Genomic DNA, 19292 nt, shown 5'->3' on the forward strand with positions numbered 1-19292 from the left:
CCGAGGGCGCGACCGAAACTCATCGCTCCACGCGGAAATTCTTTCGAGAAGTTCTGCGGAGTTCTGTCGAGCTCCGGGAAGTTCCGAGAAGTTCCGCCGGAGCCGATGAGCCCGGGCCGCCGGGCCGGTCCAAGCAGTATGGACACCACGCCGAAGCCCCCGCCCGCCCCCGCCCTGACCTGCGACCTGGACGCGCTGACCGCGCCCGACCTGGCCGTCGTCGACGCCCTCGCCCGGCTGCGGCTCGCCGCCGCGCGGCACGGGGTGGGCGTGGTGCTGGTGAACGCGAGCGGCCCGCTGCGGGAGCTGCTCGCGTTCAGCGGGCTCGCGGCCCTGCTGCCGGGGGGCGTGGACCCCCTCGACCTCCGGCGGCCGGACAGGACCTAGTCGGCGGCCAGCCGGGGCGGGAGGCCGAACAGCGGGAAGAGCACGTCGGTGTCCAGGAAGTTGGTGAACCCGGTGATCCGGCCCGCTGACACCTCCAGCACGATCAGCGCCCACGGCTCGTGCCCGCCCGCCGGGCTCGGCCGGTACTGGGCGAAGGCCGGAGCGCCGTTGGCCGTCACCGGGACCAGCCGGGAGCCGCGGCAGCCGTGGCCCGGGCCGAGCATCCAGGCCCGGATCTCGCCCCGCCCCCGCAGCCACATCGCGTACGGCGGCATGTTGAGCGTGACGTCCTCGTGCAGCAGCGCGGCGAGGCCGTCCATGTCGTACGCCTCGAAGGCGCGGACGTAGCGGTCCAGCAGCGCGCGGTGGTCGTCGTCCAGCGCGGGGGCCGGGCGGGCGGCCGCGCCGTCCCCGGCGAGCACCGCGCGCGCCCGCTGCAGCGCGCTGTTCACCGAGGCCACCGTGACGCCGAGCAGTTCGGCCACCTCGGCGGCCTTCCAGCCGAGCACCTCGCGCAGGATCAGCACGGCCCGCTGCCGGGGCGCGAGGCGCTGCAGCACGGCGACGAAGGCCAGCTTCACCGACTCGCGCTGGGCCGCCACCTCGGCCGGGTCACCCGTCTCGGGCAGCACCCGGCCGTCCGGCGCGGGGCCGATCCACGTCACCTCGGGCAGCTGGGTGTCGCTCGCCGTGGCCACCGTCACCGGGCCGGCCAGGTCCATCGGGCGGGCCCGGCTGTTGCGGCCGTTCAGCGCGTCCAGGCACACGTTGGTGGCGATCCGGTACAGCCAGGAGCGCAGCGCGGCGCGGCCCTCGAAGCCGCGGTGGCCGCGCCAGGCGCGGACCATCGTCTCCTGCACCGCGTCCTCGGCCTCGAAGACCGAGCCGAGCATCCGGTAGCAGTAGCCCGTCAGCTCCGTCCGGTACCGCTCCAACTGGAGCTCGACCGGCTCCTCCGTGATCAGGTCGGCCATGGTGCGCCCCCGTCGTCCCGCCCCGTGCTGGTGAACGGCACGAAGGTACTCCAGCCCACTGACAACGCCCCGGCGCGCCCCCGCACCGACCGCGAACCACCCCGGACACCGCCCCCGGACACCACCCCCGGACACCACCCCCCGAGCACGCGTCGGGGGCGGGCGCCGGAACGCGGCGCCCGCCCCCGGACCCGGATCCGCTCAGTGGGCGGAGTGCTTCTCCGCTCCGCGGTGCCGGTGGCCCTTGAGCTCGGCGTGCATCGACGGGGCGGCGTGCCCCGCCGAGGCCGCCTGATCGCGGCCGCCGTGCCGGAAGGCGTCGGGCGCGGCGTACCCGGCGGTGGCGGAGGACATGGCGTCGGCGCGCAGCATCGGCACCAGCCGGGTGGGCGCGGTCGCCATGCCGCGGCGCTCCAGCAGTTCCTGGGTGCCCCGGCGGAGCTGGGCAGTGCTGCCCGGTGTTCGCCTGGTCATCGTCGGCCTCCCTTCGGCGGTCACCGGCGGGACGGATGTCGACCGGAGGGGCCGGGGGCCGCGCGGGCGTTATGTCCGGATTTTATCCGGGTTGCGCCCGGATGCCACCGGAAACGGGCCCCGGCTTCCCCGGACCGGCCCGATCCGCGGGACGCGCCCCGCGCCGGGCCTCAGCCCATGACCTCGTGGACGAAGCACCAGCGCCAGTCCTCGCCCCGCTCGTACGAGCGGATCACCGGATGCGAGGTGTTGTGGAAGTGCGCGGTGGCGTGCCGCTGCGGCGAGAAGTCGCAGCAGCCGATGTGGCCGCAGTCCAGGCAGATCCGCAGGTGCACCCAGTCCCGGCGCCCCTGGGCCAGGCAGTCGGCGCAGCCGTCGGCCGGGGGGAGGGGCTCGATGTCCTGGGGGGCCGCGGCGAGGTCTTCGCAGGCACTCATGCCCGCAGGGTAGTGACGGCCCGGCCGGCCCCGGCCTCAAGACACGCCGCGCGCCCGGTCGGCCTTCCCGACGCCAGGGTGGTACCGCCGTACCCAGGAACGCGGATCCCGGGAGGGCCGCACCCGGGACGCACACGGCCCTGGGCGAACCTCCGCCGCCCGCACACAGTTGTCGTCGTCAGCCCCACCACCCTCCCAGGCCCAGGAGCCACCGATGAGCTACCCCGCCCTCGCCGCCCGCACCGCCGTCGTCACCGGAGCCGCCAGCGGCATGGGCGCGGCCACCGCCCGCCTGCTCGCCGCCCACGGCGCCCGGGTCGCCCTGCTCGCCCGCCGCACCGACCGCCTCGACACCCTCGCGGCCGAGCTCACCGCCGCCGGCGGCCAGGCCCTCGCCGTCACCGCCGACATCACCGACCAGGCCTCCGTCGACGCCGCCGCCAAGGCCGTCCACGACGCCTACGGCCGGGTCGACCTGGTGGTCAACAGCGCCGGCGTGATGCTGCCCAACCCCCTCGCCGACGGCCGGACCGACGAGTGGACCCGCATGGTCGACACCAACCTCACCGGCGCCCTGCGGATCATCCGCGCCTTCGCCGACGACCTCACCGCGGCCGCCGCCGACGGCCGGGCCGCCGACCTGGTCAACGTCTCCTCCATCGCCTCGCGCGTCGTCTTCCCCAACTACGCCGTGTACAGCGCCACCAAGGCCGCGCTCACCCAGCTGTCCGCCGCCCTGCGCTCCGAACTCAGCCCCCGCGACGTCCGGGTCAGCTCCATCGAGCCCGGCCTGACCGACACCGAACTCGGCGGCCACATCGACAACCCCGCCCTGCGCGAACAGCTCGGCGGGATGTTCGCGGCCATCCCCGCACTCACCGCGGAGGACCTCGCCGACCTGATCGCCTACACCGTCAGCCGCCCCCGGCACGTCAACCTGAGCCACACGGTCGTCGTGCCGACCCGGCAGGCGTAGGGCCTCCCTCGGACTCCCCCGATCCGGGCCGGCTTCCGGGCTCCGGCTCCACCATCGGGGGAGGCATGGGAGCATGCCACCCGTGGCGATCGTGACGGGGAGAACGAACGGCGACACCGGCGGTGGCGACACCGCCGGCACGCCCGCACCGGCGGACACCGGCATACCGGCGAGCGCCGGAGCCGGCCGGGGCCCGGCCCGGGCGGTGTCCGAACCCGGCCGGATCCGGCAGCCCGTCGCCCTGATCCGGCTGCTCACCGGGCTCATCGCCATCGCCCTCACCCTGCTGCTCGCCGACTACGCCCGGGCCACCACCGGCGGCATCGCCGCCGACGTGGCCGAGGCCGCCGAACTGGTGCCCCGGCCGCTCGCCGGCCTCGCCGGCGGCCTCACCACCGCCGCCGTGCTGCTGGTGCCCGTCGTCCTCGCCGCCCGCCGCCTCCTCGGCCCCGACCGGCGACGCGCCCTCCAGCAGGTCTCCGACGGCCTGCTCGCCGCCGTCCTCGCCTACGGCGCCACCCTGCTCCTCGACCTGTGGGCCGACGGCGTAGCCCCCGTCTCCCTGCTCGCCGCCCTCACCCAGGCCCTACCGGGCGGCGCCCTCGGCCACACCGAGCCCGTCTACGGCTACCTCGCGCCCGTCCTCGCCTTCATGACCGCCTCCGGCAACCGCGAACACCGGGCCCCCTGGGCCGTCCTCGCCCTCTCCGGCCTCGCCGGACTCGCCGGCGGGTACGCCACCCCCACCGCCCTGCTGCTCGGCCTGCTCATCGGCTGGACCGGCGCCCACGGCACCCTCTACGCCGTCGGCACCCCCGACCCGCTGCCCAGGCCCGGCGAGATCCTCCGGGCCCTGCGCGAGAGCGGCCTGCACCCGGCCGAGGCCCACCCCGCCGGGCCCGACCGCTACCTGGTCCGGCAAGCCGACGACCGGCCCGACCTCGACGTCCAGCTCCTCGACCGGCAAGCCGTCACCGCCGCCGCCGTCCAGCGCGCCTGGCGCCGCCTGCGGCTGCGCACCGCCCCCCACCCCCGGGCCCTGCGCTCCCCCCGCGCCGGCCTCGAACACGAGGCGCTCGTCACCTACGCGGCCCTCGCCGCCGGCGTCCGCACCCGCCGCATCGCCGCCACCGCCGGCCTCGGCCAGGACACCGCCCTCATCGCCTACGAACACCTCCCCGGACGCACCCTCGACCGGCTCCCCGACGAGGAGATCACCGACGACCTGCTGGCCGACGCCTGGCGGCAGCTCGCCCGCCTCCAGCGCCGGGAGACCGCCCACCGGGCGCTCGTCCCGTCCTCGCTGCTGGTGGACGCGACCGGCGCGGTGCACCTGGTCGACTTCGCCGACGGCGACATCGCGGCCAGCGAACTCGTGCTGCGCTGCGACATCGCCCAGCTGCTCACCACCCTCGCCCTGCGGGCCGGCGCGGCCCGCTCCGTCCACACCGCTGTCACCGTCCTCGGCGCCGACACCGTCGAGGCCGCCCTCCCCCTCCTCCAGCCCATCGCGCTCGCCCGCACCACCCGCCACGCCCTCAAGCACACCGCCCGCCCGACCGCCGCCGCCCGCACGGACGGCCCGGCAGGCCCCGGGCCCGACGAGGCCGCCGCCGGCGGGGGCGGGCTGCTGGAGGAGATCCGGGCGGAGGTGCTGCGGACCAGGCCGCAGGCGGAGGTGCGGCCGGTGCGGTTGGAGCGGCTGCGGCCGCGGACCCTGCTGGCGGTGGTGGGCGGGGTGGTGGCCGGGTGGCTGCTGATCCCGCAGCTGTTCGCGGCCGAGGACAACCCGATCTCGGCGGTGGCCGACGCCGATCCGGCGTGGCTGGCGCTGGCGCTGCTGGCGGCGGCGCTGAGCCACGTGACGGCGGCGATGGGGTTCGTCGGGTTCGTGCCGGAGCGGCTGGACTTCCGCAACGCGGTGCTGGCGCAGCTGGCCGGGGCGTTCGTGAAGCTGGTGTCGCCCGGGGGCGTCGGCGGGATCGCGCTGAACACCCGGCTGTTGCAGCGGGCCGGGATCCCGACCGCGCAGGCGCTGTCCAGCGTCGGGGTGGGGCAGTTGATCGGCCTGGTGCTGCACCTGCTCCAGCTGGGCGCCTTCGTCTACCTGCTGGACCTGCAACCGGGCGGTTCGGAGCTGGACGCGCTGCCCGCCGTGGTGGGCGGGCTGGCGGGGGCGGCGGCGCTGCTGGCGGTGGTGTCGGCGGTGCCGCCGGCCCGGCGCTGGCTGGCGGCGCGGCTGCGGCCGCTGACCACCGAGGTGCTGCCGCGGCTGCTGGACCTGCTGCGCAGCCCGGCCCGGCTGGCGGTGGGACTGACCGGGCAGCTGCTGGTGTCGATCTGCCTGATCGGCTGCCTGTACTGCTGCACCCGGGCGATCGGCCGGGAGCCGTCCTTCGCCTCGGTGGCGGTGGTGTTCCTGGTGGGCAACGCGGCGGGCAACGTGGCGCCCACCCCGGGCGGGGCCGGCGCGGTGGACGGGGCGCTGATCGCGCTGCTGCAGCAGACCGCGTCGATGGAGAAGGGCGGCGCGCTGGCGGCGGTGGCGACGTACCGCCTGCTGACGCTGATCCTGCCGGTGCTGCCGGGCTGGGCGGCGATGACCTGGCTGCAGCGCCGCCGGGCGCTGTAGGGCCCCGGACAGCGCGCGCACCCCGGACGGCGCCCCGGACCGGGCCCGGCGGCGGCTACTCGCGGTACTCGTCCTCGTCGAGCTGGACGACGCGGCTCTGCTCGGCGGCGTCGGCGACATCGGTGGCCGGGTCGGCTCCGACGGCCCGGCGTTCGGCCACCTCGTCGTACTCGTCGCCCTCGGGTGCCTCGTCGTCGGGTTCGACGGTCTCGACGGCCTCGTCGATCAGGTAGTCCTCGTGATTCTGCGGCATGGCGTCCGTCCTCACTGTTCGGAGGCACTGTCCGGAGGCTCCCACGGGCGCGGGGGCGGTACTGGCAGTATCCGTCGCCGGGCGGCCGGGCGCGATTGCGCCGCGGCGGCCCCGCGGCGCCCGGGCCGCCGGCCGGCACGGAACGCGCCGCAGGCCACCGGGGGTACGATCGGTGCCGTACCAAGGGCTTACCCACACCCACCCGGTGGCCCCGAGGCCCTTACGAACGACGGGGAAATCATGTCCGGCTCGCACTACTTCACCGGTGCACCCGAGGTCGCCAGCGAGCGCCGGCCGATCACGGTCTCCCTGCCGGACCTCACCCTCGAACTGACCACCGACACCGGAGTGTTCTCGCGCGGCCGGCTCGACCCGGGCACCCGGATCCTGCTGGAGCACGCCCCGCAGCCGCGGGTGCGCGGCCCGATCCTGGACGTCGGCTGCGGCTACGGCCCGATCGCGCTGACCTGGGCGAGCCGGCGCAGGCGGCTGCCGGTCTGGGCGGTGGACGTGAACGAGCGCGCGCTGGAACTGGTGCGGCTGAACGCCGAGGCGCTGCGGCTGGGCAACGTCCAGGCCGCGCTGCCCGAGGACGTCCCGCAGGACGTGCGGTTCGCCACCATCTACTCCAACCCGCCGATCCGGATCGGCAAGGCCGCGCTGCGCCGGCTGCTCACGCACTGGCTCGGCCGGCTGACCCCGGACGGCTCGGCGTTCCTGGTGGTGCAGAAGCACCTGGGCTCGGACTCGCTGCAGAAGTGGCTGAACGAGCAGGGCTACCCGACCACCCGGGTCGCGTCGGTCAACGGGTTCCGGATTCTGGAAGCACGACCCCGCCCGGAGCCGGGCGAGGGCACGGAGAGTGGACGGGGAACGTCGTCGTGAAGCAGTTGCGCGGGACCGAACTGAAGCGACTGCACCGCTCGTGGCGGCGCAGCAACGAGTTCCGGCTCGCGATGATCCTGGAGAACCTGCAGTCGCCGTTCAACGTCGGCTCGGTGGTCCGGACCGGGGCCGCGATGGGCGCCGAGAAGCTGTACCTGGCCGGGGAGACCCCGTCGGTGCGCTCCTCGGGCGCGCAGAAGGCCGCGATGGGCACCGACAAGTACCTGAAGGTGGAGCACTTCCCGACGGTCGCGGAGGCGGTCGCGGCGGCGAAGGCGGACGGCTTCAAGGTGGTCGGCCTGGAGCTGGCGGACGAGGCGGTGCCGATGTTCGCCGCCGAACTGACCCCGGCGGTGGCCTTCGTACTGGGGCACGAGGACCGCGGGATCACCCCCGACGCGCTGGCGCTCTGCGACCAGGTGGTGTTCGTGCCGCAGCTGGGCCGGGTCGGCTCGCTGAACGTGTCGGCGGCCGCGACGGTGGCCTGCTACGAGGCACGCCGCCAGGGGTACGCGATCAGCGGCACCCCGGACGGCACCGACCTCGGCGACCTCGGCGGGGCCGACGACGAGTAGGACCTGATCCGATCCGGAGGGGTGTGCCGAAAGGCCCACCCCTCCGGTCGTTTCCGCCCGGCGGTACGGGACGGTCGACCACGCCTGCGGGCCGGACCTCCCCGGCGTCCACGGGGAGCGCGCCCCGGCCCCGCCGGCGGTGGTCAGCGCAGCGTCAGCTAAGCGTCAGCGCTCCAGGCGACTGTAGTTGGCATGACGTCGATCACGGCAGTCTCCAGCTGTCTTCCCGACACCATCCCGATCGCGCGCTTCCAACAGGAACTCCAGCTGACGGATGTGCAGCTCCGGCGCTACCAGCGCTTCTACGGGCTCTCCGAGGTGTGCCGCGACCCCGCGGCCACCGAGACCGAGCTGCTGCTGCGCGCCGCGACCAAGCTGGTGGAGCTGCGCGGGCAGGAACAGCGCGTCAAGTACGTCCTCCAGGCCCGCACGATGCCGTCGCCGCTGCCGTACCCGATGACCTCGCTCCGACCGATCCAGGTCGAGCTCGGCCTGGAGCACGCCGCCGGCTTCGTCGTCTCGCACCACGCCTGCGCCTCCGGGCTGCTCGCGCTGGACCTGGCGGGCACCCTGCTGGCCGCCGACCCGGATCCGAACGCGCTCGCCCTGGTCCTGGCCGGGGAGAAGGCGTGCACCACCCGGACGCAGTCCATCCCGGACGTCACCGTCATGGGCGAGGGCACCGTGGCCTTCCTGGTGAGCGCGGACCGTGCCGGCTCCGACCGGATGCTCGGCTACGCGACGCGCACCCACACCCAGTTCGGCGACGAGTTCATCATGGGCGACGCCGCCGCCAAGGAGTTCCAGGACCTGTACGGGCCCGGCCTGTGCGAGGTGATCGGCGCCGCCCTGGAGGAGGCCGGCTGCGGCCTCGACGAGCTGGCGCTCGTGCTGCCGCACAACGTCAACCGGCTGTCGTGGATCGGCGTCTGCAAGGCGCTCGGGCTGCCGCTCGACAAGGTCTTCCTCGACCTGGTCGGCGAGACCGGGCACTGCTTCTGCGCCGACCCCTTCATCAACCTGCAGAAGGCCACCGAGCTGGGGCGGCTGCGCCCCGGCGACCGCTACCTGATGACCAGCGTGGGGCTCGGGGCGACCTTCGCCGCGATGGTCCTGGAGCACTGACGGCCGCCCACCGGATCGGCCGGCCCCCGCAGTACCGGCGCACCCGCACCACCGCAGCACCGCAGTACCCGCGCACCCGCCGCACCGCGCCCGAGCGCACACGAGAAATGACGAGGTCGACATGCATCTACCGTCCTCCGGCTTCAGCGCGCGCCTCAAGCGCGCCGTGACCGGGTCCGCGGACACCCCGCTGGTGTTCCTGGGCAACTTCGAGGTGGAGAACCACTGGGCGCTCGGCGAGCCCGCGCTGCCCCGGGTCGCCTCGCACGCGGGCAGTGCGGTGGTGAACCGCATGGACGAGTTCGCGCTGCTGCTCGGCGGCAAGGACGACCACGTCGTGCTGAAGACCGCCCTGGACGAGGGCTACCGCGGCTACCTGGAGGGCCTCGGCCTGGAGCTGCCCACCGTGCACGTGGTGGCCGGCCAGGACCCGCAGCGCACCGTCAGCGAGGACGCCCTCGCCGACCCCGAGCTGCTGCGCGCGCTGTCCGCCGTCGCCGCCGAGGGCGCCCGGCTGACCGCGCACGGCATCTCCACCGTCGAGGAGGAGCTGGCCGAGCGCACCGGGCTGCGGCTGGGCGCGCCGACCGCCGCGGTCTGCAAGCGGGTCAACAGCAAGGTGTACAGCCGCCGGCTCTCCGACGAGCTGGGCATCCGCCAGGCCCGCGGCTGGGCCTGCGAGACGCTGGAGGAGCTGGCCGAGGCGGTGGCCGCGGCCGGTGAACTGCTGGCGGCGGGCCGCAAGGTGGTGCTGAAGGACGCGTTCGGCGTGTCCGGCAAGGGCATCGTCGTGCTGGACTCCGAGGCCCGGCTGGGCCGGCTGCACCGGATGGCGGTCCAGCAGGCCGAGCGCGCCGCCAAGGCCGCGGGCGGGGCCCCGCGCACCGCGCTGGTGATCGAGGAGTGGGTCGCCAAGCGCTGCGACCTCAACTACCAGTTCACGGTGGGCCGGGACGGCTCCACGCACTTCGACTTCGTCAAGGAGCTGCTGACCGAGGGCGGCGTCCACAAGGGCCACCGGATCCCGGCCCGGCTGACCGACGGGCAGGTCGCCGAGATCGGGGCGACGGCGCTGCGGCTCGGCGAGCGGCTCGCCGCCGACGGCTACTACGGCGTGGTCGGCGTCGACGCGATGGTCGACCCGGACGAGGGCCTGTACCCGGTCATCGAGATCAACGCCCGCAACAACATGTCCACGTACCAGAACGTGGTGCACGAGGGCGGCCTGGCCGGGGCCGACGAGGTCGCCGTCGCCCGGCACTTCCCGCTGCGGCTGACCCGCCCGCTGCCCTTCGCCGAACTGGCCGAGGTGCTGGACGGGCTGCTGCTGACCGAGCGGGGACCGCGCCCGCGCGGCCTGTTCGTGAACAACTACGCCACGGTGAACGCCGCCGCGGGCACCGCCGCCGACACCGAAGCGGACGGCTTCGAGGGCCGGCTGTACGGCGTGCTCGTCGGTGCCTCCGACGAGGAGATCGAGGCGCTCGACACCGACATCACCCGCCGCCTCGCGGCCTACCCGGAACGGAGCTGACCGTGAGCGTCGCATTCGAGGTGCAGGGCCTCGGGATCACCGAGCTCGCCGAGGAGTTCGGCACCCCGCTCTACCTGTACGACGGCGAGGAGATCACCACCCGCTTCCAGGGGCTGCGCGAGGCGCTGCACCCGGCGCTGGAGGTCTTCTACTCGCTCAAGGCGAACCCCAACATCTCCGTCTGCGCGCTGCTGCACAGCCTGGGCTCGCGCGCCGAGGTGTCCTCGCTGACGGAGCTGGTCACCGCCCGCCGGGCCGGGGTCGAGCCGCGCGACATCATCTTCCTCGGCCCGGGCAAGAGCCGCGGCGAGGTGGCGGCCTGCCTGGACGAGGACATCCACGCGATCGTCTGCGAGTCGATCGGCGAGCTGGACCTGATCGACGAGGTGGCCCGCGAGCGCGGGATCACCGCCCGGGTCGCGCTGCGGGTCAACCCGAGCTTCTCGGTGAAGGGTTCGGGCCTGACCATGGGCGGCAAGCCGCGCCAGTTCGGCACCGACGAGGAGCTGCTGCTGGCCGAGGGCAAGGACCTCGCCGGCCGCTACCCCAACATCCGGCTGATGGGCGTCCAGGTGTACCTGGGCACCCGCATCCTGATCGAGGAGTCCGTCGTCGAGAACACCCGGCGGATCCTGGAGCTGGCCGAGCGCCTCTCCACCGAGCTGGGCTTCCCGCTGGAGACGGTCGACGTCGGCGGCGGCCTCGGCATCGCCTACTTCGACAACGAGAAGGACCTCGACGTCGCCGAGCTGACCGCCGGGCTCAACCCGCTGATCGCGGACTTCCGCACCCGGCACCCGGACACCCGCATGATCATGGAGCTGGGCCGCTTCCTGGTCGCCGCGTCCGGCACCTACGTCACCCGGGTGCGCTACACCAAGACCTCGATGGGCGAGAACTTCGCGGTCACCGACGGCGGCACCAACCACCACATGGCGGCCGTCGGCATCGGCTCGTACGTGAAGCGCAACTTCCCGATGGCCGCGCTGGAGCGGCTGGACGAGCCGGCCACCGAGCCCTGGCACATCACCGGCCCGCTCTGCACGCCCAACGACGTCATCGGCAAGAAGGTGCCGATGCCGGCGCTGCGGGCCGGCGAGCTGATCGGGGTGCAGCGCTCCGGCGCGTACGGGCCGACGGCCTCGCCGGTGCACTTCCTCAGCCACGGCTACCCGGCGGAGGTGCTCGTCCTGGACGGGCGGGCGCACCTGATCCGGGAGCGCGACGACGTCGAGGCCATGCTCGGCCGCCAGCGGCTGTACGCGGCCCCCGGCGACGACCAGAACTGACCACCGACCGGCCGACCCACGGCCGGGACCAGCCCGAGGAGAACACCATGAGCGACACCGCCAACACCGTGGCCGACGTGAAGTACGTCGACGCCGTCCGCAAGGGCCTGTCGGAGGTCCTCAACAAGGACGTCTCCGGCGCCGACCCGGGCGTCCGCCTCTTCGACGAGCTGGGCCTGGACTCCAGCAGCGCGCTCGAACTGCTCATCACCATCGAGGAGATCCTCGACGTGCAGTTCGACGCCGACGAGCTGGACATGACCCACTTCGAGACCGTGGGCTCGCTGGCCGGCTTCGTCGCCGCGGAAGCGAGCGCCTAAGCATGTTCCGCGCGACTGCGCCCGTGCGGCGTCCGGCCCCGGCCGGCGCGGACGGCCCGCCCGGCACGCCCGGCCCGGCCCCGGCGGCGGTCCTGCCGCGGCTGATCCGGGCCGGCGCCCACACCCCGCCGGGGCCTGGCGCGCCGTACCGGCCGGAGGCCGCGCGGGAGGACTTCTACCGCGAGCTCGGGGCGCTCTACGGCGCGGACTTCGACCGCGAGCAGTTCGCCGCCTCGGGGCGGCGCACCTCGGTGGAGCTGGCCCACGGCGCGCTCGACGCGCTGGGCCCGCTGACCGCCGCGGAGTGCCCCGAGGTGGTGGTGGTCGCCTACTCCGCACCGGACTTCGACCACGCCGAGCTGGTCGCCTCCTGCGTGAAGGGGCGGCTGCCGGGCGAGCCGCTCGCCTTCGCCCTGTCCGACCAGGGCGTCCTGGCGCCGTTCAGCGCGCTGCGGGTCGCCGTGGAGTACGCCCGGCGGTGCGGCTGGTCGCGGCTGCTGCTGCTGGTCGTGGACCAGGGCACCCAGCCGTTCCCGCTGCCCGCGACGGGGCAGAGCGCCGTCCACGCGGACGCCGCGGTCGCGCTGCTGATCCACTGGGACGGCGGCGACGCGCCGCTGGGCGGCGCGGCCCAGGGCCTCCCGGAGCCGGGGCTGTTCGCCGGCTGGGACACCTCGGCCGCGCTGGTCACCGGCTCCGGCCTGTCCGACGGCTGTGCTGAACTTCCGACACACGGCGGTCCGTGGACCAAGGTGGCGGCCGGACAGCCCGCCACCGGCGGCTGGGCCGCCCTGCTCGCCGCCGCCGACCGGGACCGCCCGGTGGTGGTGGCCGACTACGACCGGGAACGCGGATTCCTGGCCTACTGCACACTCGACACGGGGGAGTTGGGGGTCCGATGACGGTTCCGGCCGAGGTGCGCGAGCACTGGCAGGAGGCCCGGACGAGCGCGCGCAACGACGGCCTCGTCCCCGCACTGACCCTGCTCTCCCGCGCGCTGTCCCCCGGGGTGGCACCGCGCGGGCCGCGCGGGCACGCCGTGGTCCCGCGCGAACTCCTCGGCGAGTACTCCGAGTTCGGCGACGACGAGGACGGGGACGGGGGCCGGGATCCGGTGCCCGGCCTGGCCGTCCTGGGCCCCGCCGGCGGCGATCGGGCCCCCGCCGGCCCCGACGCCCACGACTGGGGCACCGGCCTCGCCTGGCTGCGGCTCGGCGCGTCCGAGCGGCTGCGGGAGGCCTGCCTGGCCTACCTCGCGGGCCGCCAGGTCGAGGGTTCCTCGCTGCTGCTGCAACAGCTGGTCAAGGGCGCGCTCGCCGACGTGCTGATCGACCACCTGGAGATCGAGGGCGTCCTCGACGACCTCGCCGAGGGGCCGGACGACTCCCCGTCGGCCCCCGCCCACCCCCTGGACGGCCCGGCCCTCGCCCGCCTCCAGGCCCAGATCACCCAGGCCGACCGCGCGCTGCTGCGGCTGCTCGGGGCGTACGGTTTCACCGCCGAGGGGCCGGGCCGGGCGGCGTACGCCTCCGAGCTCCTCGCCGACGTGTACTGCGGCTGGCCGGGGCCGGCCGGGGACACGGCACAGAACGTCGACTCCCGGAAGGGGAACGTGTGATCAGCCTGCCCGGCCCGCTGGAAACCACGCACCGGTACGTGCGGCGGTGGGCCGAAGACCTGCGGGCGGGCGCGCTCGACCTCGACCGGGACCCGGACGCCGTCCACCGCTTCCTGGACCTGCCCGCCGTGCGCTTCCTGGCCGGCCACCAGGTGCCGCCGGAGTGGGACCGGGCGTCCGCCGAGGCCGGTGCCGGCCCCGCGCACGGCCTGGCCACCCTGGAGCGGGTCCTGGTGAGCGAGGAACTGGCGCGCGGCGACGCCGGAATGATGCTGGGCGCGCCCGGCGCCTCGATGTGCGGGGTGCTGCTGAGCGTGCTCGGCAGCCAGGCGCAGAAGGACTGGGTGTACGGCCGGCTCGCCGAACGCCCCCGCTGGACCTGCTTCGGCCTCACCGAGCCCGACCGCGGCTCGGCCATCGGCGAGATGACCACCACGCTGACCCCGGTGGGCGACGGCTCGTACGTCCTGGACGGCGAGAAGCGCTACGTCGGCAACGCCGCCCGGGCCGACCTGGGCGCCGTGTTCGCGCGGGTCGCGGGCACCGAGCGGCTCGGCGTGCTGGCCGTCCTGGTGGACACCGCCGACCCCGGCTTCCGGGCGGAGCCGCTGCCCACCCTCGGCCTGCGCGGCGTCCAGCTGACCCGGATCACCCTCGACGGGGTGCACGTGCCCGCCGAACGGGTGCTCGGCGCCCACCTGCCGCCGACCCGGCGGGGGATGTGGAGCATCGTCTCGGTCTTCAACCAGCTCCGCCCGAGCGTGGCCGCGATCGCCCTCGGTATCGCCCGGGCCGCCCACGACTACGTCGCCGAGAACCGCCGGGAACTGCGCGGCGCGGAGCGCGAGCTGTTCGAGTCGCTCGGCCAGCGCATCGACGCGGCCCGCCAGTTGACCTACCGGGCGGCCCTCGCGGTGGACCGCAGGCCGGCCGCCGGGCACCTCTCCTCGGCCGCGAAGGCCCGCGCCTGCGAACTCGCCGAGGACGTCACGATGCGCGCGCCGGGTTTCTTCGGGCCCGGCGCGCGGCTGGACCACCCGCTCCTCGACAAACTCGCCCGGGACGCACGGGGCGTGGAGTTCATGGAGGGGACACGGAACATCCAGAAGCTGAATCTGTTCCAGGGGCTGCACACCGGAAAGGTGGGCCGGTTCTGAACGGGACAGAACAACCGGTCGGTCGGGACACGGTCGAGATCTGGCAGATTCCGCTGACCGGTGGCGAGCACCCGGACCGGCCGGGCGGCGAGGCCGTCCGGGGCGCCCCGGACGGGTACCCGCCGCACCTGGAGGAACTGCTCGACGAGCAGGAGCGGGCCCGCGCCCGGAGCGGACAGCTGCCCGGGCTGCGGCGCCGCTTCGTGCTCGCGCACGCCGCCACCCGGATCGTCCTCGGCGAGCGTCTCGGCCGCCACCCGGCCGGGCTGCGCTTCAGCCGCGGCCCGTGGGGGAAGCCGGCCGTCGAGGACGCGCCGGGCCTGCACTTCAACCTGTCCCACTCGGGCGAGATCGCCCTGCTCGCCCTGGCATCACGGCCGGTCGGCGTGGACGTCGAGCTGGCCCGTGCCGAGCTGGACACCGCCCGGCTGGCCGGTCGCTTCTTCCCCCCGGACGAACGGGAGCTGGTCGCCCGGGACGGGCCCGACGCCTTCACCCGGCTGTGGACCAGGAAGGAGGCGTGCGTGAAGGCCTCGGGCGCCAGACTCACCCAGGGCATGGGGATCCCGGTCGCCCACGACGGACCGGAAGCCACCGTGTACGCACGCTCCGGGCCGTTGCCCGGGCCGTGGAGAGTCACCGACCTGCCGCTGCCCGAGGAATACGCGGGGTCCGTCGCACTGATCGGCGACGGGCCCTTTAACGTGTCCCGGCGGATGTGGTATCAAATTCCGCCCGGGGAATCCGGCGGCAGCCCTCTCGGGTCGGCTGTCAAGTAGAAGAAACTCCCCCTCCAATCGTCGAAGTTGTACCCGTGATCATGCGTCGAAGCGTCACTAGATTCAGTGATGCAGGCGAACGCCGCACCGCACCGGCCGGACTCATAAGTCAGGCCCGTGTCTTGATCCGGGCATTTCTTTTGAGGAGGGGAACGTGATCGTGGAAGGCAGGAACGTGATCACCAGGGCCGCTCGGTGGAGCGCCGTCCACCCCTGGTGGGCGATCGCGCTCTGGGTGGCGTTCGTCGTGGCGGCCCTCGTGGTCGGCGGCGTCACGGGCACCCGGCAGGCCACCACCTCCGACCTCGCCATCGGCCAGTCCGGCCGGGCGGCCGCGATCGCCCGCAGCGGCGGCCTCCAGGAGCGCGCGGTGGAGAACGTCCTCATCACCCCGTGGGGCGGCGGCCGGCTCGACCCCGTCCAGGCGCAGTCCGCGGCCTCGGACGCCACCCGCGACCTGAAGGCCCTCCCCGGCATCAGCTCGATCGACGCCCCGGTGCCCGCACCGGACGGCTCGGCCCTGCTCGTCCCGGTGACCCTCGACGGCGATCCGGAGACCTCCGCCGACCGGGTGCAGCCGCTCATCGACACCGTGGCGAGGACCCACGCGTCGCACACCGAGCTGCGGATGGAACTCGTCGGCGCCGGCTCGATCAAGGCCGGGCTCAACGAGATGCTGAGCAAGGACCTCGGCAAGGCGACCGTGCTGAGCCTGCCGGTGACGCTGCTCGTGATGGTCTTCGTCTTCGGCGCGATCGTCGCCGCGAGCGTCCCGGTCGTCCTCGGCCTGTCCTCGGTGCTCGCCGGGCTGGGCCTGTGGGGGGTGGCCTCCCAACTGGTGCCCGACCCGGGGCCGGTGACGCACGTCATCGTGCTGATGGGCATGGCCATCGGGGTCGACTACTCGCTGTTCTACCTCAAGCGCCAGCGCGAGGAGCGGGCGTTGGGCGCCAACAACATCGACGCCATCGAGATCGCGGCCGCCACCTCCGGGCACTCGGTGCTGGTGTCCGGCGTGGTCGTCATGATCTCGATGGGGGCGCTCTACCTCGCCGGGCACATCGCCTTCGAGTCGATGGCCACCGGTGCGGTGCTGGTGGTCGCCATCGCGATCACCTCCTCGCTGACCGTGCTGCCGGCCATGCTGTCCCGGTTCGGCCGCTACCTGGACGCGCCGCGGGTCCCGCTGGTGTGGCGGCTCACCCAGAAGGGCGGGGTCAAGCCGCGGCTGTGGTCGACCATGCTCAAGCCCGCCCTGCGCCACCCGGTGATCGCGCTGGTGCTCTCAGTCGGCGCGCTGCTCGTCCTCGCGCTGCCCGCCCTCGGCCTGAAGCTCAAGGCCACCGGGATCGACGACCTGCCCCGGTCGATCCCGGCGATGCAGGCCAACGAGCGGCTGACCGACTCCTTCCCGAGCCAGGCCGACACCCACACCGTCGCGGTGAAGGTCCCGGCCGACCGGACGGCGGAACTGGGCGGCGCGGTGGAGGCGCTGGTCGAACGCGCCTCGCAGGACGCCCTCTTCGTGCACAACCCGGCGCCGACCGTCCGCACCTCCCCCGACGGCACGGTCGCCACCATCGCGATCGGCACCCACTTCGACAGCGGCTCCCCGCAGGCCCGCGCCTCGCTGGCCCGGCTGCGCCAGGACCTCGCCCCGCAGACCCTCGGCACGGTCGCGGGCGCCGAGTTCGCGGTCGGCGGCAGCGACGTCGCGTTCGACGTCGACTACCGGGCGAACGTCATGCACAAGATGCCCTGGGTGCTCGGGGTGGCCCTGGTCCTGACCTTCCTGGTGATGACCGTCGCGTTCCGCTCGGTGATGCTCGCGCTGATCACCGTGGTGCTCAACCTGCTGTCCGCGGCGGCCTCCTTCGGCCTGCTCGCGCTGATCTTCCAGCACACCTGGGCGGAGGACCTGCTGCACTTCGAGTCCACCGGCCGGGTGGTGGCCTGGCTGCCGCTGATGCTCTTCGTGATCCTGCTCGGCCTGTCGATGGACTACCACGTCTTCGTGGTCAGCCGGATCCGGGAGGCGGCGCGCGGCGGGCTCTCCGTGAAGGAGGCGGTCGAGCAGGGCATCACCCGCACGGCGGGCGTGGTGACCAGCGCCGCGGTGGTGATGGTCTGCGTGTTCGCCCTGCTGGCCTCGCTGAACTTCATCGAGATGAAGCAGATGGGGGTGGGCATGGCCTGCGCGGTGCTGCTCGACGCGACGGTGATCCGGATCGTCGTCCTGCCGGCCGTGGTCACCCTGCTCGGCTGGAAGACCTTCTGGCCCTCGCGGCTCGCGCGCCAGACCACGACCCGGACCCCGCGGATGCCGGCCATCGTGGCCGCGGCGGCGGCGGCCTCGGCGGCGCGCACGACCCTCCCGTAACACGGGACCCGTCCAACTCGACGGCCGGGGAAGGGCTTAGCCCCTTCCCCGGCCCTTTTCGTGTGCGTTTCGTGCAGGCACCGGCCACAACCAGTCGTGGCAAGGGGTTTGACGCCGACTGTCCCGTGGTGGTTTGTTACGGGAGTTGTAGAATCGCATGCGCGTTCGTCGGCACGTGAACGACCTTCCCGGTGACGGGGGGGCGCAACTGCCGCCGGACGCACCACGGGGAAGCAGGGGGCGGTCAGGGGGGTGGCCATGCACAGTGACGGCAGCCTCGCCTCGGCGCGCTGGCGCAACGAACTCACCCGGGTCGGGACGCTGTCCGGACGGGAACGGCAGGTCTTCGACCTGATCGGTGCCGGACACTCCAACCGCGGCATCGCCGCCCGACTGCACGTCACGGAGCGCACGGTGAAGGCGCACGTCGCCAACATCCTCGCGAAACTGGGAGTGGAGTCGCGGCTTCAGGTGGGGTTGGTGGCGCAGGTTCATCAACTCATGTACGAAGGTACATGGCCGGACGACCCAGGCGTGTCCGATACTTGACCAGCGCGAATGATACCCAGGCTTTTCCCCTTTGTCAGGCCACCCCAAACACGTCGACCACTGTTGGCGGTGGCCGGGCCGAGGTCACAGGAGAAAGGCTTGTGGCTGGAGTTCACCGCTAGGGACGGGGAATTTGGTGTACATCTCCATATTAGGCCCACTATTGATCGGCGACGGTCAGCGCACCGTAGGTCTACGGGCGAAGAAGAATCGCGTGATGCTCACCATGCTGGCGCTCAACGCCGGCCAGGTGGTCGCGTTCGACGAACTGATCGACGAGCTGTGGGGGGAAGCGCCGCTCAAGAACGCGCGCAACGCCTTGCAGGCCAATGTCAAACGCATGCGCAAGTCGTTGGCGGAACTTGGTCTGGAGGGGCCGGACCAGGAACTCATCCGCACGGTTGACAACGGTTACATGCTCAACGTCTCGGAGGACGCGGTCGACGCGTACCGATTCCTGCGGACGGCGGAGAAAGGCGCGGGGCTGGTCAGCGACCGGCCGTACGAAGCGATGGACACGCTCCGCAAGTCGCTCGCGATGTGGCGCGGACCGGCCCTGCTCGACACGAGCGACGGGCCCTGGTGCCGGGCCGTCGCGCTGCGTCTGGACGAGCAGCGCAAGACCGCGCGGGAGGACCTCATCTCGGCGCAGCTGCAAGCGGGCGAGGCGGGGGCGGTGGTGGCCGAGCTGAAGCAGTTGCTCGCCCAGTACCCGGAACGCGAGCGGTTCAGCGAGCAGTTGATGATCGCCCTCTACCGGTGCGGCCGGCAGTCGGAGGCCGTCGACATCTTCCACCGCACCCGGAAGTGGCTCGACGACGAGTTGGGGCTCAAACCGAGTCGTCGTCTCCACCACCTCTATCAGGCGATCCTGATGCAGGACCCCTCGCTGTAAGTCCCGTCGGGGCGAGGGCAGTTCGCCCCGGCACGCCGGCGGCTCCCCTCCTG

Annotated in this window: 20 protein-coding genes; 16 read left to right on the forward strand and 4 right to left on the reverse strand. The window is 73.6% G+C overall.

Annotated elements, in window-relative coordinates; all coding sequences use genetic code 11:
• Nucleotides 1-138: 138 nt before the first annotated feature.
• The gene (locus AB0O82_RS11265) at nucleotides 139-387 is read left to right on the forward strand and encodes an STAS domain-containing protein (RefSeq protein WP_363582446.1); all 249 of its coding nucleotides are present in this window, start codon (nucleotides 139-141) and stop codon (nucleotides 385-387) included.
• Here AB0O82_RS11265 and AB0O82_RS11270 read toward each other — a convergent pair.
• The 3 genes from AB0O82_RS11270 to AB0O82_RS11280 form a co-directional block, all read right to left on the reverse strand.
• On the reverse strand, nucleotides 384-1361 hold the full coding sequence (locus AB0O82_RS11270) for a sigma-70 family RNA polymerase sigma factor (protein WP_363582448.1): 978 nt from the start codon (nucleotides 1359-1361) through the stop codon (nucleotides 384-386). The genes AB0O82_RS11265 and AB0O82_RS11270 overlap by 4 nt on opposite strands.
• A gap of 201 nt (nucleotides 1362-1562) precedes the next feature.
• Nucleotides 1563-1835, reverse strand: a complete 273-nt coding sequence (locus AB0O82_RS11275) for a hypothetical protein (RefSeq protein WP_363582450.1) — start codon at nucleotides 1833-1835, stop codon at nucleotides 1563-1565.
• Between the two features lie 170 nt (nucleotides 1836-2005).
• A complete protein-coding gene (locus tag AB0O82_RS11280) occupies nucleotides 2006-2272 on the reverse strand; it encodes a UBP-type zinc finger domain-containing protein (protein ID WP_363582452.1) in 267 nt (88 codons plus the stop codon).
• A 214-nt stretch (nucleotides 2273-2486) separates the two neighbouring features.
• Between AB0O82_RS11280 and AB0O82_RS11285 the strand changes: the two genes are divergently transcribed.
• Together AB0O82_RS11285 and AB0O82_RS11290 are read left to right on the forward strand one after the other, a co-directional pair.
• Entirely contained in the window at nucleotides 2487-3248 is a 762-nt protein-coding gene (locus AB0O82_RS11285; protein WP_363582454.1) for an SDR family oxidoreductase, read from the forward strand.
• A gap of 82 nt (nucleotides 3249-3330) precedes the next feature.
• On the forward strand, nucleotides 3331-5880 hold the full coding sequence (locus tag AB0O82_RS11290; protein WP_363582456.1) for a lysylphosphatidylglycerol synthase transmembrane domain-containing protein: 2550 nt from the start codon (nucleotides 3331-3333) through the stop codon (nucleotides 5878-5880).
• A 55-nt stretch (nucleotides 5881-5935) separates the two neighbouring features.
• Here AB0O82_RS11290 and AB0O82_RS11295 read toward each other — a convergent pair whose 3' ends face one another.
• Nucleotides 5936-6133 (reverse strand): hypothetical protein, encoded by a 198-nt coding sequence (locus AB0O82_RS11295; protein WP_363582458.1) that lies wholly within the window; start codon nucleotides 6131-6133, stop codon nucleotides 5936-5938.
• 240 nt (nucleotides 6134-6373) lie between these two features.
• Here AB0O82_RS11295 and AB0O82_RS11300 point away from each other — a divergent pair, with 240 nt between their 5' ends.
• The 13 genes from AB0O82_RS11300 to AB0O82_RS11360 all read left to right on the forward strand — a co-directional run bounded on the left by AB0O82_RS11300 (nucleotide 6374) and on the right by AB0O82_RS11360 (nucleotide 19239).
• The gene (locus AB0O82_RS11300; protein WP_063348741.1) at nucleotides 6374-7018 is read left to right on the forward strand and encodes a methyltransferase; all 645 of its coding nucleotides are present in this window, start codon (nucleotides 6374-6376) and stop codon (nucleotides 7016-7018) included.
• On the forward strand, nucleotides 7015-7593 hold the full coding sequence (locus tag AB0O82_RS11305) for a TrmH family RNA methyltransferase (RefSeq protein ID WP_363582460.1): 579 nt from the start codon (nucleotides 7015-7017) through the stop codon (nucleotides 7591-7593). Before AB0O82_RS11300 ends, AB0O82_RS11305 begins: the two co-directional genes overlap by 4 nt.
• A 192-nt stretch (nucleotides 7594-7785) precedes the next feature.
• Nucleotides 7786-8718, forward strand: coding sequence for a 3-oxoacyl-[acyl-carrier-protein] synthase III C-terminal domain-containing protein (locus tag AB0O82_RS11310; protein WP_363582462.1), 933 nt, complete (start codon nucleotides 7786-7788; stop codon nucleotides 8716-8718).
• Nucleotides 8719-8839: 121 nt separating this feature from the next.
• Nucleotides 8840-10252, forward strand: a complete 1413-nt coding sequence (locus AB0O82_RS11315) for a hypothetical protein (RefSeq protein ID WP_363582464.1) — start codon at nucleotides 8840-8842, stop codon at nucleotides 10250-10252.
• 2 nt (nucleotides 10253-10254) lie between these two features.
• Complete coding sequence (locus AB0O82_RS11320; RefSeq protein WP_363582466.1) at nucleotides 10255-11541, forward strand: type III PLP-dependent enzyme; 1287 nt, start codon at nucleotides 10255-10257, stop codon at nucleotides 11539-11541.
• A 47-nt stretch (nucleotides 11542-11588) separates the two neighbouring features.
• On the forward strand, nucleotides 11589-11861 hold the full coding sequence (locus AB0O82_RS11325; RefSeq protein ID WP_063348736.1) for an acyl carrier protein: 273 nt from the start codon (nucleotides 11589-11591) through the stop codon (nucleotides 11859-11861).
• A gap of 2 nt (nucleotides 11862-11863) precedes the next feature.
• Nucleotides 11864-12763 (forward strand): hypothetical protein, encoded by a 900-nt coding sequence (locus tag AB0O82_RS11330; RefSeq protein WP_363582468.1) that lies wholly within the window; start codon nucleotides 11864-11866, stop codon nucleotides 12761-12763.
• The gene (locus AB0O82_RS11335; RefSeq protein ID WP_363582470.1) at nucleotides 12760-13479 is read left to right on the forward strand and encodes a hypothetical protein; all 720 of its coding nucleotides are present in this window, start codon (nucleotides 12760-12762) and stop codon (nucleotides 13477-13479) included. Before AB0O82_RS11330 ends, AB0O82_RS11335 begins: the two co-directional genes overlap by 4 nt.
• Nucleotides 13476-14636, forward strand: a complete 1161-nt coding sequence (locus tag AB0O82_RS11340) for an acyl-CoA dehydrogenase family protein (RefSeq protein WP_363582472.1) — start codon at nucleotides 13476-13478, stop codon at nucleotides 14634-14636. The genes AB0O82_RS11335 and AB0O82_RS11340 overlap by 4 nt, the downstream gene beginning before the upstream one ends.
• A gap of 203 nt (nucleotides 14637-14839) precedes the next feature.
• A complete protein-coding gene (locus tag AB0O82_RS11345; RefSeq protein WP_363582474.1) occupies nucleotides 14840-15415 on the forward strand; it encodes a 4'-phosphopantetheinyl transferase superfamily protein in 576 nt (191 codons plus the stop codon).
• Between the two features lie 154 nt (nucleotides 15416-15569).
• Entirely contained in the window at nucleotides 15570-17795 is a 2226-nt protein-coding gene (locus tag AB0O82_RS11350; RefSeq protein ID WP_363582476.1) for an MMPL family transporter, read from the forward strand.
• 258 nt (nucleotides 17796-18053) lie between these two features.
• Nucleotides 18054-18344 (forward strand): helix-turn-helix transcriptional regulator, encoded by a 291-nt coding sequence (locus AB0O82_RS11355; RefSeq protein ID WP_107453059.1) that lies wholly within the window; start codon nucleotides 18054-18056, stop codon nucleotides 18342-18344.
• Between the two features lie 136 nt (nucleotides 18345-18480).
• Nucleotides 18481-19239 (forward strand): AfsR/SARP family transcriptional regulator, encoded by a 759-nt coding sequence (locus AB0O82_RS11360; protein ID WP_363582478.1) that lies wholly within the window; start codon nucleotides 18481-18483, stop codon nucleotides 19237-19239.
• The last annotated feature ends 53 nt before the right edge of the window (nucleotides 19240-19292 follow it).

This window comes from Kitasatospora sp. NPDC088264, from assembly GCF_040685715.1.
GTDB lineage: Bacteria > Actinomycetota > Actinomycetes > Streptomycetales > Streptomycetaceae > Kitasatospora.

What these genes read in the sequence shown, in the direction of transcription:
- AB0O82_RS11265 (WP_363582446.1), top strand. Translation starts at nt 139, where the DNA reads ATGGACACCACGCCGAAGCCCCCGCCCGCCCCCGCCCTGACCTGCGAC.
- AB0O82_RS11270 (WP_363582448.1), bottom strand. Translation starts at nt 1,361, where the DNA reads ATGGCCGACCTGATCACGGAGGAGCCGGTCGAGCTCCAGTTGGAGCGG.
- AB0O82_RS11275 (WP_363582450.1), bottom strand. Translation starts at nt 1,835, where the DNA reads ATGACCAGGCGAACACCGGGCAGCACTGCCCAGCTCCGCCGGGGCACC.
- AB0O82_RS11280 (WP_363582452.1), bottom strand. Translation starts at nt 2,272, where the DNA reads ATGAGTGCCTGCGAAGACCTCGCCGCGGCCCCCCAGGACATCGAGCCC.
- AB0O82_RS11285 (WP_363582454.1), top strand. Translation starts at nt 2,487, where the DNA reads ATGAGCTACCCCGCCCTCGCCGCCCGCACCGCCGTCGTCACCGGAGCC.
- AB0O82_RS11295 (WP_363582458.1), bottom strand. Translation starts at nt 6,133, where the DNA reads ATGCCGCAGAATCACGAGGACTACCTGATCGACGAGGCCGTCGAGACC.
- AB0O82_RS11300 (WP_063348741.1), top strand. Translation starts at nt 6,374, where the DNA reads ATGTCCGGCTCGCACTACTTCACCGGTGCACCCGAGGTCGCCAGCGAG.
- AB0O82_RS11310 (WP_363582462.1), top strand. Translation starts at nt 7,786, where the DNA reads ATGACGTCGATCACGGCAGTCTCCAGCTGTCTTCCCGACACCATCCCG.
- AB0O82_RS11315 (WP_363582464.1), top strand. Translation starts at nt 8,840, where the DNA reads ATGCATCTACCGTCCTCCGGCTTCAGCGCGCGCCTCAAGCGCGCCGTG.
- AB0O82_RS11325 (WP_063348736.1), top strand. Translation starts at nt 11,589, where the DNA reads ATGAGCGACACCGCCAACACCGTGGCCGACGTGAAGTACGTCGACGCC.
- AB0O82_RS11330 (WP_363582468.1), top strand. Translation starts at nt 11,864, where the DNA reads ATGTTCCGCGCGACTGCGCCCGTGCGGCGTCCGGCCCCGGCCGGCGCG.
- AB0O82_RS11335 (WP_363582470.1), top strand. Translation starts at nt 12,760, where the DNA reads ATGACGGTTCCGGCCGAGGTGCGCGAGCACTGGCAGGAGGCCCGGACG.
- AB0O82_RS11355 (WP_107453059.1), top strand. Translation starts at nt 18,054, where the DNA reads ATGCACAGTGACGGCAGCCTCGCCTCGGCGCGCTGGCGCAACGAACTC.